Origin of the sequence: uncultured Mucilaginibacter sp. (assembly GCF_903893715.1) — a bacterium.
GTDB lineage: Bacteria > Bacteroidota > Bacteroidia > Sphingobacteriales > Sphingobacteriaceae > Mucilaginibacter.
In genome coordinates this window covers 37,075-52,128 of sequence record NZ_CAITNG010000144.1, presented here as the reverse complement: position 1 = coordinate 52,128, position 15,054 = coordinate 37,075, and the positions used below count along the sequence as shown (strand labels likewise).

14 protein-coding genes are annotated in these 15,054 nt (G+C 41.6%); 10 read left to right on the top strand and 4 right to left on the bottom strand.

Annotation, left to right across the window (positions count from 1 at the left end; genetic code table 11):
- Window positions 1–69: 69 nt before the first annotated feature.
- Entirely contained in the window at window positions 70–924 is an 855-nt protein-coding gene (locus QZX97_RS17610) for a DUF4198 domain-containing protein (protein ID WP_295655097.1), read from the top strand.
- Here the strand turns inward: QZX97_RS17610 and QZX97_RS17605 are convergent, their stop codons facing one another.
- Entirely contained in the window at window positions 925–2,766 is a 1,842-nt protein-coding gene (locus QZX97_RS17605) for a hypothetical protein (RefSeq protein ID WP_295664849.1), read from the bottom strand.
- 200 nt (window positions 2,767–2,966) lie between these two features.
- Between QZX97_RS17605 and miaB the strand changes: the two genes are divergently transcribed.
- The 8 genes from miaB (at window position 2,967) to groL (ending at window position 11,320) form a co-directional block, all read left to right on the top strand.
- Window positions 2,967–4,388, top strand: coding sequence for a tRNA (N6-isopentenyl adenosine(37)-C2)-methylthiotransferase MiaB (miaB, locus tag QZX97_RS17600; RefSeq protein WP_295655094.1), 1,422 nt, complete (start codon window positions 2,967–2,969; stop codon window positions 4,386–4,388).
- 40 nt (window positions 4,389–4,428) lie between these two features.
- Window positions 4,429–4,812 carry a four helix bundle protein gene (locus tag QZX97_RS17595; RefSeq protein WP_295655092.1) on the top strand — a complete coding sequence of 128 codons (384 nt, stop codon included), beginning with the start codon at window positions 4,429–4,431 and terminating at the stop codon, window positions 4,810–4,812.
- 82 nt (window positions 4,813–4,894) lie between these two features.
- On the top strand, window positions 4,895–6,121 hold the full coding sequence (locus QZX97_RS17590; protein WP_295655091.1) for a sigma-54 dependent transcriptional regulator: 1,227 nt from the start codon (window positions 4,895–4,897) through the stop codon (window positions 6,119–6,121).
- A 9-nt stretch (window positions 6,122–6,130) separates the two neighbouring features.
- Window positions 6,131–6,640: an LptE family protein gene (locus QZX97_RS17585; protein WP_295655089.1), complete on the top strand. Its 510-nt coding sequence runs from the start codon at window positions 6,131–6,133 to the stop codon at window positions 6,638–6,640.
- 21 nt (window positions 6,641–6,661) lie between these two features.
- Window positions 6,662–8,716 carry a hypothetical protein gene (locus tag QZX97_RS17580; RefSeq protein ID WP_295655087.1) on the top strand — a complete coding sequence of 685 codons (2,055 nt, stop codon included), beginning with the start codon at window positions 6,662–6,664 and terminating at the stop codon, window positions 8,714–8,716.
- Between the two features lie 11 nt (window positions 8,717–8,727).
- Window positions 8,728–9,087: a preprotein translocase subunit SecG gene (gene secG / locus QZX97_RS17575; RefSeq protein ID WP_295655085.1), complete on the top strand. Its 360-nt coding sequence runs from the start codon at window positions 8,728–8,730 to the stop codon at window positions 9,085–9,087.
- Between the two features lie 231 nt (window positions 9,088–9,318).
- A complete protein-coding gene (locus QZX97_RS17570) occupies window positions 9,319–9,594 on the top strand; it encodes a co-chaperone GroES (protein WP_295655083.1) in 276 nt (91 codons plus the stop codon).
- A gap of 85 nt (window positions 9,595–9,679) precedes the next feature.
- Window positions 9,680–11,320 carry a chaperonin GroEL gene (gene groL / locus QZX97_RS17565; RefSeq protein WP_295655081.1) on the top strand — a complete coding sequence of 547 codons (1,641 nt, stop codon included), beginning with the start codon at window positions 9,680–9,682 and terminating at the stop codon, window positions 11,318–11,320.
- Window positions 11,321–11,682: 362 nt separating this feature from the next.
- Here the strand turns inward: groL and QZX97_RS17560 are convergent, their stop codons facing one another.
- The 3 genes from QZX97_RS17560 to QZX97_RS17550 all read right to left on the bottom strand — a co-directional run bounded on the left by QZX97_RS17560 (window position 11,683) and on the right by QZX97_RS17550 (window position 13,100).
- Window positions 11,683–12,165: a hypothetical protein gene (locus tag QZX97_RS17560; protein WP_295655079.1), complete on the bottom strand. Its 483-nt coding sequence runs from the start codon at window positions 12,163–12,165 to the stop codon at window positions 11,683–11,685.
- A 103-nt stretch (window positions 12,166–12,268) separates the two neighbouring features.
- Window positions 12,269–12,655: a hypothetical protein gene (locus tag QZX97_RS17555; protein ID WP_295655077.1), complete on the bottom strand. Its 387-nt coding sequence runs from the start codon at window positions 12,653–12,655 to the stop codon at window positions 12,269–12,271.
- Window positions 12,656–12,683: 28 nt separating this feature from the next.
- The gene (locus tag QZX97_RS17550; protein WP_295655075.1) at window positions 12,684–13,100 is read right to left on the bottom strand and encodes a hypothetical protein; all 417 of its coding nucleotides are present in this window, start codon (window positions 13,098–13,100) and stop codon (window positions 12,684–12,686) included.
- A gap of 434 nt (window positions 13,101–13,534) precedes the next feature.
- On the opposite strand from QZX97_RS17550, the gene QZX97_RS17545 reads away from it, so the two are divergent.
- On the top strand, window positions 13,535–15,052 hold the full coding sequence (locus QZX97_RS17545) for a hypothetical protein (RefSeq protein ID WP_295655073.1): 1,518 nt from the start codon (window positions 13,535–13,537) through the stop codon (window positions 15,050–15,052).
- Window positions 15,053–15,054 lie beyond the last annotated feature (2 nt).

Here is a 15,054-nt window from a genome sequence, read left to right as displayed (position 1 = left end):
AATTAATTTGAGGGGTCGAATTACTTCAAAAAAATCCTATTTTTGGATTCTATACTTTCTAAAGAATATATGAAACTTCGTTTTTGGTTTGTTTTGCCGCTCGTGTTTGTCGTTGGTTTGATTTCGTGGTCCGAAGATTATGTTTTGGTACCTGAAAACTTTTTTATGCATAAGGGCGACAGCTTAAACGTCCATTTGTTTTCGGCCGAGCTTTTCGACCGTACCAAAGAGCAAAAATATGACCGTGCTTCTACCGAAAAATTTGCCATCTATCAGGATGGTAAGCGAGTGGATGTGATAGCCCATATGCAAGATAATACAGCCCCTGTTTTGGCTACCAAACTCAACAGCAGCGGCTTGGCCATGATTGAAATGGTAAAGACATTTCAGCCCGAGGATATAGACAAAGCCGACTTTGTTACCGATTTGGAAAGCGAAGGGCTGATCAAACTATCCGAAAAGGTGAACAATGTTGGGCAGAACCGTATCCGGACAAAAACGACCTGCTATTTAAAAAGCCTGGTGACGGTTGATAAGCCAACAGGGGGTACCTTTACAGCCGTGCTTAACCATACCCTCGAAATATCTTTCAAACAAAATCCCTATAAACTAAATTATGGCGATGAGGTAACTGCCGAAATCAAGTTTAAAGGCAAACCACTGCCCAATGCAAAAGTCGATTTATTGATTAAAACATCTTCGGGCAGAGTATACCCTCAAAAACTAATTGGCGATGCATTGGGCAATGTCTCATTAAACGTTAGCCGTGAGGGTATTTATTTGTTGCGTATGATGTATGTTGAACCATCCACCTCAAAAGATTACGATTACGAAAAATGGGGCGCTGCCTATTCTTTTGCGTTCAGCAACAATGGAACTATGCCAAACACCTACAAAGAGTTTGGTTTGGGCAACTCGCACTAATCAATCGGGCGGTGTGGTGGTTTGGGCTTTAATCAGTTCCTGCTGCTGTTTGCGTAATGCCCTTTTTTGTTGTCGGGCTTCGCGCCTTTGTATACGCTCTGCCTTGCGGGCACTGCGGGTCAGCTTGTTTTGTTTAAACTCGCTTATCTTTTCTTTTACAGTCCGTTCTGTTTTGGCGTCGTAACCAACGCTTTCTTTAATGCCTGCCAAAAGCGACTTCCACATAAAACTAAAAAACGGCGAATAAAGACGCCGTTGCCATACTACTTTAACAACCCGGATAGGTTGGTTGGGCATGGGGTTATCATGTTTAATGATCATAGCATTGGCCAGGAAGGAAACTATACTCATCCGCTTCAGCGTATTTTCCTCGTTTTTCTTCAATAACACTATTTTAAGGTTGTTATATAGCCCGGTTACTTTACCCGTGGCCATATCCTTGTTGGCCTGCATATCAAAGTCGAGTTGTTTTACCATGCCCGATGAAATTTTAACCATCCCCAAGGGGACAGCGATTGGGTTTATCTTTTGTAGGTCCACGGCGCCAACGCTACCTTTATAGCTGAAAGGCGCGCTGTCATCAGTCAGGTTAAAAGCAAAGCTGGTGGTCATCTTTGCCGCATTCATCAAATTAGCCGTAAAATCCGCATGTGCTATATTGTTTTTAAGCAAAGCATCTTTGTTGTTGGTAATGTTAAAAATGGAGCCGTTGATGTTGTTGAAGCTAACCGTTCCGTTTTGGCCCGACTTAAAGCTGTACTCGGTATAGTAAACATTCAGTGCTTTAGCCAGTAAGGTATCTACTTTAACATTCAACTTTAGCTTGTGCAACAATACCTGTGGGAAGTTGAGGCTTTGGTCAATCGAACTGTCGTTTGGCGCCGGGTTCGAATACATTTCGAATTTACCATTGCTCAGCCGCAGCGATGATGCCAGTATGCTATGGTATTTACTATAAGCTTTATAATCGAAATGGTTCAGCCATAACGAGTCGAGGCTAAAGGCAAAACAATCATCATTATTGCCTTTAAAAAACTCTTTCACACTCTTTACGGGGCCGAAACTTAATTTACTCGCAATCAGCTTTGATGTTAATGTTGAAAATTTGAGCGAACCTATTTTATAAGCGTAACGCTTATTTGCAACGGTGCCGCTATAATCATTGAATTCGAGGCTAACATCCTTACAAAACAAAAAGCGGGATGTACTTTGTTGTGTGGTCGAGTCGATGAGGAGGTCGGTAGCGATAAAGTTCAGGTTGTTGAGTTCAATTTTGTTGGCTTTTTTCGGAGTATTGTCCGAATAGCTGAATTTTACATCATTTAATAATATTCTGTTGATATGCACTGAATTTAAAACCTTTGATATCAACTGAAAAGGTGTTTTTTTATCTTTTATGATCGTATCCTGTTCTCGGTTCTGTTCGTAACTCACATGCAAATCGGGCGTGCTGATGGTTATCTGGTCAACATCTATCCTTTTATTGAAATACAAGTTTAAAGGATGTAGGTGATGGATGACCAGACGTTGTATTTTAAGGCTGTATAAACTGTTAGGTGCCAGGTGGGCTTGCTTTTTACGATTATAAACAGCCATGTTTGGCCTTAGTTCGATATTGTCTATAGTCAGTTCGCCCCTTATAAAACTAAGGCTCGATTTAGAAAAATTAACCGAATACAGGCTGTCGGTTGTTTTTAAAATGGTGGCTTTCAGTTTTTCGCCCAATACGGGCGACCAATAGAAATTGATGAGCAATACCAAAACAGCCAAAAAAAGGATTATGGAAGCCGTAATGGTTAACGTAATCCTTTTCCATCGTTGTTTTATAAATTTTATCACCATAGTAAACCGCAATTGCAAGATATTCATTTTGCATCCATATCAAAAACATAGTTTTTAAATTTGATGTAAGGTGCAATAAATAAGCAGGTTATTAAACAAACGGATTTTAACGGCAATAGTTACAAAGCGATGGTTTTTATATGCTGACATTATGTCATCTGATATAAATATTTGTGTATTTTTGCGTTTTAATTTTTACGATGATAGGATTAGATATACCGGATAAAACGCACGACGAGAGCAAGCAGGGAGAGGCGTTGATGTTGGATAAAAGCCCGATGGTAAAAAATGGGCGCAAACTTTATATCGAGAGTTATGGCTGTGCCATGAATTTTTCGGATAGCGAGATTGTAGCCTCTATTTTATCGGACAATGGTTTTGAAACTACTACCGATTTTAAAAATGCTGACGTGATATTCATCAACACCTGTTCTATCCGCGAGAATGCCGAGGTAAGGGTGCGTAACCGCTTAAAGGAATTTAAGGTAGCCAAAGGCAAAAACCCGGGGATGGTTGTAGGTGTTTTGGGATGTATGGCCGAGCGGTTGAAGTCGAAATTTTTGGAAGAAGAGAAATTGGTTGATGTAGTGGTTGGCCCCGATGCTTACCGCGACCTGCCCAATTTGATAGAACAGGTTGACAGTGGCCAAAAGGCGGTAAATGTTCTGCTTTCGCGCGAGGAAACCTATGCGGATGTTACGCCGGTACGTTTAAATAGCAATGGCATAAACGCTTTTGTATCCATTATGCGTGGCTGCGATAATATGTGCTCGTTTTGCGTAGTGCCGTTTACACGTGGGCGTGAGCGCAGTCGCGACGCACATTCTATTATTAAAGAATGTACAGACCTATTTAGCGAAGGGTACCGCGAGGTGACTTTGTTGGGACAAAATGTTGACTCGTACAAATGGGCAGATGAACAAACCATGGAGCATGTAAATTTTGCCCGTTTGCTTGAACTGACTGCTTTGGTCCATCCCGATTTGCGTGTGCGTTTCTCTACATCGCACCCCAAAGACATTACCGACGAGGTTTTGCACACCATTGCCAAATACGACAATATCTGCAATTACATCCACCTGCCGGTACAATCGGGCAATAGCCGGATATTGGAGATGATGAACCGTACCTATACCCGCGAATGGTATATCGACAGAATTGATGCCATACGCCGGATCATACCGGAATGCGCCGTGTCAACCGACGTGATTACTGGCTTTTGCAGTGAGACAGACGAGGAACATCAGGATACCGTAAGCATGATGGATTATGTAAAATACGATTATGCTTATATGTTCATGTACTCTGAAAGGCCCGGCACTTTGGCGGCAAAACGCTATGCAGACGATATACCTGAGGATGTAAAGAAAACACGCCTACAGGAGATTGTGGCCAAACAGCAGCAATATTCGCTGCACAGGTTGCAAGCGCAAATAGGCAAAGTACAAAAGGTATTGATAGAAGGCACATCAAAAAAATCGGCAGATGATTATTGCGGCAGGAGCGACCAGAACGCAATGGTGGTTTTTCCGAAGGATGAGCGTTGTAAACCGGGGCAGTATGTTAATGTAATGGCCGAGAATTGTACAACGGCTACTATTATTGGTAAAATAGTTGATTAGGGGGATAGAATCAAGAATCGAGAGTCAAGAATTAAGACGAATGAGGCACAATTTCAAGAAACTTAATGTTTGGTTGAAAGCGATGGACTTTACAGATTTAACGTATGACTACTGTAAAGGATTGCCCGCCGACGAACGTTATAATTTAATTGACCAAATAAATCGAAGTTCTTGTTCTATACCATCAAATATCGCCGAGGGCTCTGGAAAAAGAACAGCAGTGCATTTTGGAGAGTTTTTGTCAACAGCGCTAACGTCATCATACGAAACAGAAACACAACTGTTAATTTGTGAACGTAGGAAATATGGCGACGGAGAAAAATTAAACCAATGTTTAGAGTTGGTCAGTGAGATACAAAAAATGATATTTTCGTTTAGGGAATACATTTTAAAAGATGATAATAAAGGCAGAGGCGATAATTAGTCGTCAATAAAAGAACATAATAATTAGAATTGACATCAGGAAAAAATCTTAATTCTTGATTCTCGATTCCTGACTCTGAATTATGGAGATACAAGAAATAAAACAACGCTTTGGCATTATCGGCAACTCGCCGTTATTGAACCGGGCCATAAATATTGCCAACCAGGTTGCGCCTACCGATATTTCGGTGCTGATAACCGGTGAGAGCGGGAGCGGTAAAGAGGTTTTCTCGCACATTATACATCAAATGAGTCCGCGCAAGCACGGGCCGTTTATAGCGGTTAACTGCGGCGCCATACCCGAAGGAACGATTGACTCGGAATTATTTGGTCACGAAAAAGGTGCCTACACCGGCGCCGTTGGAGAGCGTAAGGGGTATTTTGAGACCGTAAACGGCGGTACCATATTTTTGGATGAGATAGCCGAAATGCCATTAGGTACACAGGCGCGTTTACTACGGGTTTTGGAATCGGGGCAGTACATCAAAGTTGGTTCATCAAAAGTTGAGAAAACCAATGTACGTGTAATAGCCGCTACCAATGTGGATGTTTACGAAGCGGTTAGAAATGGAAAATTCCGTGAAGACCTGTACTATCGTTTAAATACTGTGCCATTGCGCATACCGCCCTTGCGCGACAGGAAAGAGGATATTTATCTCATCTTCCGTAAATTCACTTCGGACTTTACGGCCAAGTACCGTTCGCCGCCTATACAGCTGGATGATGCCGCTCAGCAGGTGCTCATTAACTATACATGGCCCGGTAATGTGAGGCAGCTTAAAAACATAGCCGAGCAACTGGCTGTTCTTGAGCGCGACCGCACCATCACCGCGCAAACTTTGCTAACCTATATACCGCACGAACAAGGCAACCGCAATCTGCCGATGCGGATAGAAAACCAGGGGAAGGAAGATTTCTCAGAAAGGGATATCTTATACAAAGTGCTGTTTGATATGAAACGAGACATGGTTGATTTAAAAAAATTGGTGGCCGAAATTATTGAGCATGGTGGGGCATCGGCAAATTTTGCGGGAAATCCGCAGGTATTAAACCAGTTGTATCGCGATATTGAGATGCCAAAAACCGGCGAGCAGCAATTTACTATACAGCACCCCGCCCATAACGGTGAAAATTTTAACATTACGCACGCCGCCGAGGAGGTAGAAGAATCGCTATCGCTGATAGAAAAGGAATCGGACCTGATACGCAAGGCTTTGAAAAAGCACAAAGGCAAACGTAAGCTTGCGGCACAGGAACTCGGTATTTCTGAACGGACCTTATATCGTAAAATAAAAGAGTTAAATTTATAATCTGTAATGATGAAGAAGAGATTATTGTTATTGGTTCTCCCACTGGTTTTGTTGGTATCGTCGTGCCAGGTAAGGTTAAACGGCGCATCGATACCCGATAACCTGAAAACCATTAACGTAAAGTACTTTGAAAACGATGCACCACTGGTTGTAAACAACCTGAGCCAGGTGTTTACGGAAGCGCTTAAAGACAAGATACGTACAACAACCAAATTGATTATAGTAAGAGGCGAAGCTGACGCAACTCTTGAAGGTATAATTACAAGTTATAGTTTTGCCCCCGTAGCCATACAAGCAACTGCTGATAACAGGGCCCCCGTAGCAGGGCAAACCCGTTTAACCATTAGTGTTAGTGTTACTTATACCAGCCCGGAAAAGAAAAACGACTTCAAAAACGTGACTTTTTCGCGGTATATGGATTTTACCGGCGACCCGGCTCCGCAGGAGCAAACACTTATCCAAGGTATCAATAAACAGCTAACAGAAGATATATTTAACAAGGCCTTTGCAAATTGGTAACCAAATCCTTACTTTAACATCGTGGAGAACTTATTTAACAGTGACCAGGCAGAATTTTTTTTCAGCATCCTTTCCAATCCCGAAAAGGTAAGCCATAATGAAGCTGAAAAACTGGAAAGTCTGGTAAAAAAATATCCGCATGTTGGAATATTGCGCGCGCTATTGGCACGTGCTTACAAAGATACCTCTGAATCAGAATTTAACGAAAAACTGAAAAGCGCGTCGGCTTATGCATCCGACAGGGCAGTGCTTTACAAAATTATCAATCAGCCGGAAAAACTTCATTCTGATTGGGCCGCACTATCAAGTGTTGATGAACATGTTGAAATAGCGACAGAAGATGTTACTAACCTTCCAGCAAATGAACCGGAGATAGCTTTTATGTCGGATGGTGCCGAACCAATACAAGAGACAGAAACCACGATGTTGGCCCAAGCCCCGACAGAGGAAGAAGAGCCGGTATACGATGAAATAGCGCCATTCGACCAATCAATAGAAGAGACGATGGCCGATAGGTTGGAAGAAGAGCCCGTTGATAACGAAGTCGACCTACATACACCAGTAGAAGAACCAGAACCGGAAGAGCAGGAGCAAAGAGAAGAGGGCGATTCTGAGCTTATGATAGAGGAACCGCAGGGAGACGAGCTTGAGGAGATCGCAATTGATAGGGACGGACAGGTTGAAGATATACCGGCACCATCATCAGACGAATCACAAGCCCTTGAACGGGAAGATGAGTTGAGTGATGAGCGGGAACAAAGTGATGAAATACCATTGCCATTAGGTGAAGATCCAATGGTGGCAGCAGAAGGACAAGCTGACGAAGAAGTTGAAAGCGTAAACCATGAATTGGATGTTGCTAAACCCATAGATACAGAAGAAGGGGAAATAGAGACTTCTTTAGACGATGAAAATGGCTACTTGCCGCAAACGGAGGCTATTGAACCCGAACCCGCCGAGGACGGAACTTTTGATGAAGATCAATATATTGCGGTATTAGAGTCGCAGATACCTAAGCTTGAGTCTGAAGGTGCTTTGTTGCCCGTACCCGAAAACGATACGATCGCGGATGAACAAGAATATGATTCGGCAATTGAAGAAGAAACGGCTTTGCCGGTTGATAAAACGGTGCCCGAAACGCAGATAGACGATGAGGTGTTTGATGAAATAACCGGCATCGACGATATTAAATTTGAACAGGATTCCTTTAAACTAATTGTAGAAGACGGGGTTATACCCCGTGATGCTGACGAAACGGTTCAGGAGGAAGATGACGATACCGGTTTGGTATTGCACGAAGCCATAATTGAAGAGCCGGAAGATATCGGTCCTGGTATGGCCGCAATCCCCGACGTGCAGCCAACTGTGGCAATGGTAAGCGATGAGTTGAACGAAGAGGAAAAGCTGATAATTGGCAACATTGCGGCCACGGATTTCTTTGCCTTTGGCGATAAGTTTAACAATAAGGCAGCGGCCACAGCAATTACAGACAAAGATGCCGGCGGCGATGCTGCTAAACCTGAAGAGGTTGTTGCTCATCACACCAACAAATATACCTTGGTCGGCGACGAAAGGGTGTCAAAATATCACGATGATAAAATGCCTTACAGTTTTATGTGGTGGTTAGATAAAACCCGTCGCGAGCATTCGGGTACTTATCAACCTTATACACCATATAAACAGGTTACGCCCGATATAATGCACAAAGAAGTGCCCGGCGAATTGCAACAGCAGTACTACGAAAATATTTTTCATGTTGGAAGCATCGAACATTTAAGTAAACAGGAACCGGCATTTGATGCGGGTAAAAAAGAAGACCTGATTATTGAACGCTTTATTAAAGAAGAGCCACAGATAAAGCCGCCGAGCAATGACAAGTTAGACAACGAGAACAAAGCGAAAAAGAGTGCCGAGGATCAGGATGCACTTGTTTCTGAGACTTTGGCGCGTATTTATATCGACCAGATGCTGTATCATAAGGCCATTGCCACGTACAAAAAATTATTGTTGAAATTCCCGGAAAAAAGCAGTTACTTTGTGGCCCAGATTGAATTGTTGGAAAGAAAAATCAATTAAATTAGTATAAAATGTATTTTTTAATAGTTATTGCCATTATTGTTTGTGTTTTGTTGGGACTTATCGTTTTGATACAAAACCCTAAGGGCGGAGGTTTGTCGTCAAATTTTTCGAGCTCATCCCAATTGTTGGGCGTACAAAAAACAGGTGATATTTTAGAGAAGGGCACCTGGATATTGGCTATAGCGTTAATGTGCCTGTCGCTACTGATCAACGTTGTTGGTAAAGGCGGTATAGCAAAATCGGATAATGGAAGCATTGACAACGACAAGGTGAAAAAGATTTCGCAACCGGCATCTACGCCAAATAGCGCATCGCCTTTTGGTGGTTTGCAGCAAACGCCGGCGCCTGCACCGGCTAAAAAACCATAATCAAGGCACATCTTGATATTTAAAAAGGGCTTAATTTTAAGCCCTTTTTTGTTTTTTTATACTGACACGATGGCACGGCAATATCAAGTTAATGTTAAGTAGCCTAAAACCTTAATGAAATTTTGACAACACAGGCGTCAATTTGTACAATTAATACGTGTTGGCACTATTCGTGTTCATTGCACCTTGAAAATTAATCATAATCAATTAATAAAATAAATTAGTATAACTATGTCGTTAAACATTAAACCTATTGGAGACAGGGTGGTTGTAGAAGCCGCTGCTGCCGAAGAAAAGACCGCATCGGGCATTATCATCCCGGATACTGCCAAAGAAAAACCACAACGCGGAACCATTGTTGCCGTTGGCGAAGGAAAAAAAGATGAGCCTTTAACAGTTAAAGTAGGCGACCAGGTTTTATACGGAAAATATGCCGGTACCGAAATCACTTACGAAGGCAAAGAGTATTTAATTATGCGTGAATCTGACGTTTACGCAGTGTTGTAATTGTTGATTGATTGAGTTATCGAAGAATGGATTAACTCAAAAAAGTTCAATAAATCAAAAATCATTAATCCAAAAAATTAAAAAAATGGCAAAACAAGTTAAATACAATGTTGAAGCACGCGACGCATTAAAACGTGGCGTTGATATTTTAGCAAACGCGGTTAAAGTAACCTTAGGACCTAAAGGCCGTAACGTAATTATCGATAAAAAATTTGGTTCACCAATCATTACTAAAGACGGTGTTACCGTAGCTAAAGAAATCGAACTGAAAGACGCTTTAGAAAACATGGGCGCTCAAATGGTTAAAGAAGTAGCCTCAAAAACTGCTGACATAGCCGGTGATGGCACCACAACTGCTACTGTATTGGCCCAGGCCATTGTAACCGCAGGTATTAAAAACGTAGCTGCCGGGGCAAACCCAATGGATTTAAAACGCGGTATTGACAAAGCTGTTGAGGCTGTTGTTAAAGACCTGCAATCACAATCGCAAGCAGTGGGCGAAGACAACAATAAAATAAAACAGGTTGCTTCAATTTCGGCCAATAACGATGAAGTTATCGGTTCGTTAATTGCCGAAGCTATGGCCAAAGTTGGTAAAGACGGTGTAATTACCGTTGAAGAAGCAAAAGGAACTGAAACAGAAGTAAAAACTGTTGAAGGTATGCAATTTGACCGTGGTTACTTATCGCCATACTTTGTAACCAATGCGGATAAAATGGAAGTAGAGTTGGAAAACCCTTACATCCTGATTTACGACAAGAAAATTTCTTCGATGAAGGAATTATTGCCGATCCTCGAAAAACAAGTACAAACCGGTAAACCATTGTTGATTATTGCTGAAGACCTTGATGGTGAAGCGTTAGCTACTTTGGTAGTGAATAAAATCCGTGGTTCGTTAAAAGTTGCTGCTGTTAAGGCACCAGGTTTTGGCGATCGCCGTAAAGCGATGCTGGAAGATATCGCCATCCTTACAGGCGGTACTGTAATATCTGAAGAAAGAGGCTACAAATTGGAAAATGCCGATTTGACTTACTTAGGTACTGCCGAAAAAATTATTGTTGACAAAGACAATACAACCGTTATCAACGGTTCGGGCAAATCTGAAGAAATCAAAGCACGTGTTGGCCAAATCAAAGCTCAAATTGAAACTACCACATCAGATTATGATAAAGAAAAATTACAAGAACGCTTAGCCAAATTATCGGGCGGTGTTGCTGTACTTTACGTAGGTGCTGCTTCGGAAGTGGAAATGAAGGAAAAGAAAGATCGTGTTGATGATGCATTACACGCAACCCGTGCCGCTGTTGAAGAAGGCATTGTAGCTGGTGGCGGTGTAGCTTTCATCCGTGCAGTTGAAGCTTTGAAAGACCTTAAAGGGGCTAACGAAGACGAAAATACTGGTATCCAAATTATCCGTCGTGCAATTGAAGAGCCTTTACGTCAGATTTGCGAAAACGCAGGTATCGAAGGTTCGATAGTAGTGCAAAAAGTTAAAGAAGGCAAAGCCGACTATGGTTATAACGCACGTACCGATGTTTACGAAAACTTAATTGGTGCAGGTGTTATCGACCCGACTAAAGTGGGCCGCGTAGCCTTGCAAAACGCAGCATCAATTGCAGCAATGCTATTGACTACCGAAGTTGTATTGGCAGACGAAGCATCTGATGATGCTGCCGGTGGCCATAACCACGCCCCAATGGGTGGTGGCATGGGCGGCATGATGTAATATCATCCGGTTGCCGTAAACATACATTTTGTAAATCCCTGTCTGTTATTACAGACAGGGATTTCTTTTTTGTGGGGCAGCCGGTTGTGAGATTTGTAATTCATCGGATACAAAACGGGAATTTAGCGGGTATTTTAAAAATTACAAGCCCGTATTAAACGTATTTCGCTTTAAAAGGTCTATCAGGTAATATCGGGCATAAGGTTTGATATACAACAGACATGAAAGCAATAAGTGAAAAAACAAAAAACATATCAAGCCTTGTAATGGTTTGGATGATAGTAGAGGGTCCACACGTGTTTGTAACCCTGTTCAAGTAATAAAGATGCTTTTCGATAGGATGGATAAGTAGCTAAGGTGTGCTATTTCATCCCACTCATACAAATGGCGTACGATTCGATTTGCACGGCGAGGTCATCGGCAATATCAACATCCACACCGGCAATCTGAAACTTAGTAATCTTCTTTGTTTTAAACCATTCATAGTTTTTGGGGTTCAGCAATAAACTTGTTTCATAAAAAAAACCTTCGCGGGCGCTGATGTATTTGCGCGTAACGCGCTGCCCAAAAAACCTGAGCGATTTTCCATCGTCAAAGCGGATGAATAGCCCGTTTTCTTCGGCAATAAATTCTGATTGCTGTTTAATATTGAAATTGGCCCAAACCTGAACAGTAGTATCTGTAAGCGTACTTTTTAGGGAAATATTTAAATCGGGGCTACGCCAGCTAATAGCCTTGCTAACCGCATCGGTATCTCGCGATAAATCATCGCAATAATTATTCTGCGCTGAGGCCACATGCATTAATAAAGTAAAAAGCGCGGCCAGCCAATACCGTTTTCTCATCAATTAAATCAATTCGGATTTAAATATAGATAAAAAATCTTTAAGAACGTTGTTTTTAAAGCCTAAACGTATTTATAACAGCAATTTACCCACCAATTACGGCTTATATGTTAATGTTATAGCGGCCATACGGAGCGATGCTTTTTCTATATATAAAAAAATCGACCCCAATAACACGCAACTCATCATCGGTTTTCATGTTGGCCGAGGTTTTTAAACAGCATATTTTAAGTTTGTTGTAAAACATATTCGTGCGGATACGTCTGATTAAACCTTGAAAATCGTCTTTTATAAAATCGTAATCTATAATTATGGTGCCTGGCTGATAACTAAACAACGATGGAAAAATTTTTGTTGTTGCATTGATGTGATGATATAGCATATGTGTGGCGTCGCAAAAAAAACTGGCGTTTGAAGCATCGCTGGTTAGCAGTAAAATAACCTTATCGTTTATTTTATAGGTTCCGAAAGTTGTCATGTTGATGTTCATAGGTTTAAGTTCAGTGCTTACGAAGGGTTTATTTAAATGGTTGCGCCACAGCAGTATCAGAGACCAGGCGCTCCCTATCATAATTTAGAAACAATTTGCTCAATATAGCTGCCAAAAAGAATTTGGGCTCCAGTTGCCCGTCTTTATCGGCTTTTGTAAAAGCTTCGCATATCAGCTTAAAATCGGCGTATGATATGGCTCTGGTTTTAAGGCCGTTTTTATTGAATACGATGCTTAGTCTTATTTTTCGCTGGATAAAAAGAAATGGCAGGTATGGAATAAGAACGGCGAGGTGCTTGTGGAGGTTTTGATTGGAATAGTCGGCCATGATAATATTTAAAATGCGGGTATGCTGAAAAACCTTTTCGCCCGTATTTAGGGTATAGCAGATAAATTCAAAATCGCCTAAAAGTATTACTTCATCATTTACATTATATAGCTCCATCAAATTAATAGTTTAGGTGAATCATCAATTCGTTTTGTATTTACCAAACTGGTGTATTAAAATGCCGACAATAAATTTAAAGGCTATTTCTATTGTTATGATGTTAATAACCATCGCTATAAAGCATAGGTTATTAACATTTTTTTAGGGTTATTAACATTTGTTTGTAAATACAAAGAACTCTCAGCGGCTTATTAAGCATTTTAGTGGAAAAATTGCGTTAAAACGCATTTTTTGGACTAATGTGCCTGTTTAAAATCATGTCAATTTGCTTTTACGAAATGTTTTTTCTTTTAGTTTCAAAAAATATTCAAAATAGAAAAATGCAAAGAACCCGCTGGTTTGCAACCTTTTATAAACAGCTGCGTAAAAGGTCAGTAATGAAACATTCAGAACATTTTTTTACTTGTTGGCCTGTTTTAAAAAATTGAAGCATGCAAAAGAGATTTATATACACCGCGTTTGTACTTTTATTGAGCTTTCCCCATTTGCTGTTTGCCTTGCCCTCAAATAAAGTGGCGGGTAATGGCCCGGATGTGGCGGGAGCAAATAAACTGTGGGTAAATAAAACCAAATTGAACAATGCATTTACCCCGCAGCCCATTACTATTTGTTCAGGTGCGTCAATCGTTATCAAAGGCGATATTCAAACAACTGTGCCCGACAGCTTTTTATGGCAGGTTTTGCAAGGCAGCACCTGGGTAGCCGCGCCGGGCATAAACAATACAGCCGACTACCCGCCATCGTTATTGGTAAACACTACCAGCGGGAATCTTATTTATGATATCAGGCGGATGACGATAACCGCGGGCGTAACCGCATACGACTCTTTTTATGACGTAACCGTACTTACCACGGCGCCTATAGCCAACGATTCGATATCGGCTCCATCTGTAGCAAGCTATTGTTCGGTAGCCAACTCGCCGTTGATTACAGGCAGTACACCTACAGGTGGTATAGGAGGTTTGATTTATCAATGGCAAAGCTCGACGGATAACGTGAATTTTACAGATATCAACGGAGCAAACAGTATCAATTATAGCCCTGCACAAGTTACTGCAACCACATATTTCCGTAGGATTGTAATAGGCAACTGTACACTGCCCTCGGTAAGCAATTCGGTAAGCATTACCATAATTACGGCTTTGGCTAACAATACCATTAATTCGCCTGCAGTAACCAGCTTTTGCGCAAGCGGCACGCCAGCTATTATTACGGGTAATACGCCAAGCGGTGGTAGCGGTGTTTACACCTATCAATGGCAGTCATCAACCGACGCTATCAATTTCGCTGATATTGCCGGTGCCACATCCTCCAGCTATAATCCACCATCAATTTCTATAACAACATTTTATCGTCGTGTGGTAACGTCAGGGGTATGTTCGGTACCTAATTATAGTAATGTGGCCATTATCAATATTTTACCTGCAGTAAGCAACAATGTTATTACGGCCCCCGCAGTAACCAACTTTTGCGTAGTAGGCAGCCCCTCTGCCATATTGGGAAGTACACCTACTGGCGGCAATGGCGGATACACCTATCAATGGCAATTTTCGACCGATAATTTAAATTTTACCGATATACCAGGTGCTACCTCGGCAGACTTTGCACCCCCAGTGCTTATCGCCACAAGTTACCTCCGTCGCATTGTGCTTTCAGGATCGTGCCTGGTACCATTGACCAGTAATGTGGTTACATTAACTATATTGCCTATTCCGGCGACTCCTTTATTTTCACAATCGGCAATACCAACTTGTACCGGTAGTGTTGTAACCGTGCCCATTACCAACCCGCAGGCTGGTGTAGTTTACAATTGGTACGATTCACCGGCTAAAACCAATTTATTATATACAGGAACTACTTATACAACCGCGCCCCTTACCACCAATATCATATTATACGTTGAGAGTTTTAACGGTACATGTTCAAGTACCACGTTGGCCACTGTATAGGT

Bases quoted from the DNA above. Each gene is read 5' to 3' on its own strand.
- QZX97_RS17585 (WP_295655089.1), top strand. From the start codon at position 6,131: ATGAAGAAGAGATTATTGTTATTGGTTCTCCCACTGGTTTTGTTGGTA.
- QZX97_RS17545 (WP_295655073.1), top strand. From the start codon at position 13,535: ATGCAAAAGAGATTTATATACACCGCGTTTGTACTTTTATTGAGCTTT.
- secG (WP_295655085.1), top strand. From the start codon at position 8,728: ATGTATTTTTTAATAGTTATTGCCATTATTGTTTGTGTTTTGTTGGGA.
- miaB (WP_295655094.1), top strand. From the start codon at position 2,967: ATGATAGGATTAGATATACCGGATAAAACGCACGACGAGAGCAAGCAG.
- QZX97_RS17570 (WP_295655083.1), top strand. From the start codon at position 9,319: ATGTCGTTAAACATTAAACCTATTGGAGACAGGGTGGTTGTAGAAGCC.
- QZX97_RS17555 (WP_295655077.1), bottom strand. From the start codon at position 12,655: ATGAACATCAACATGACAACTTTCGGAACCTATAAAATAAACGATAAG.
- QZX97_RS17595 (WP_295655092.1), top strand. From the start codon at position 4,429: ATGAGGCACAATTTCAAGAAACTTAATGTTTGGTTGAAAGCGATGGAC.
- QZX97_RS17610 (WP_295655097.1), top strand. From the start codon at position 70: ATGAAACTTCGTTTTTGGTTTGTTTTGCCGCTCGTGTTTGTCGTTGGT.
- QZX97_RS17560 (WP_295655079.1), bottom strand. From the start codon at position 12,165: ATGAGAAAACGGTATTGGCTGGCCGCGCTTTTTACTTTATTAATGCAT.
- QZX97_RS17605 (WP_295664849.1), bottom strand. From the start codon at position 2,766: ATGGTGATAAAATTTATAAAACAACGATGGAAAAGGATTACGTTAACC.
- groL (WP_295655081.1), top strand. From the start codon at position 9,680: ATGGCAAAACAAGTTAAATACAATGTTGAAGCACGCGACGCATTAAAA.
- QZX97_RS17590 (WP_295655091.1), top strand. From the start codon at position 4,895: ATGGAGATACAAGAAATAAAACAACGCTTTGGCATTATCGGCAACTCG.
- QZX97_RS17550 (WP_295655075.1), bottom strand. From the start codon at position 13,100: ATGGAGCTATATAATGTAAATGATGAAGTAATACTTTTAGGCGATTTT.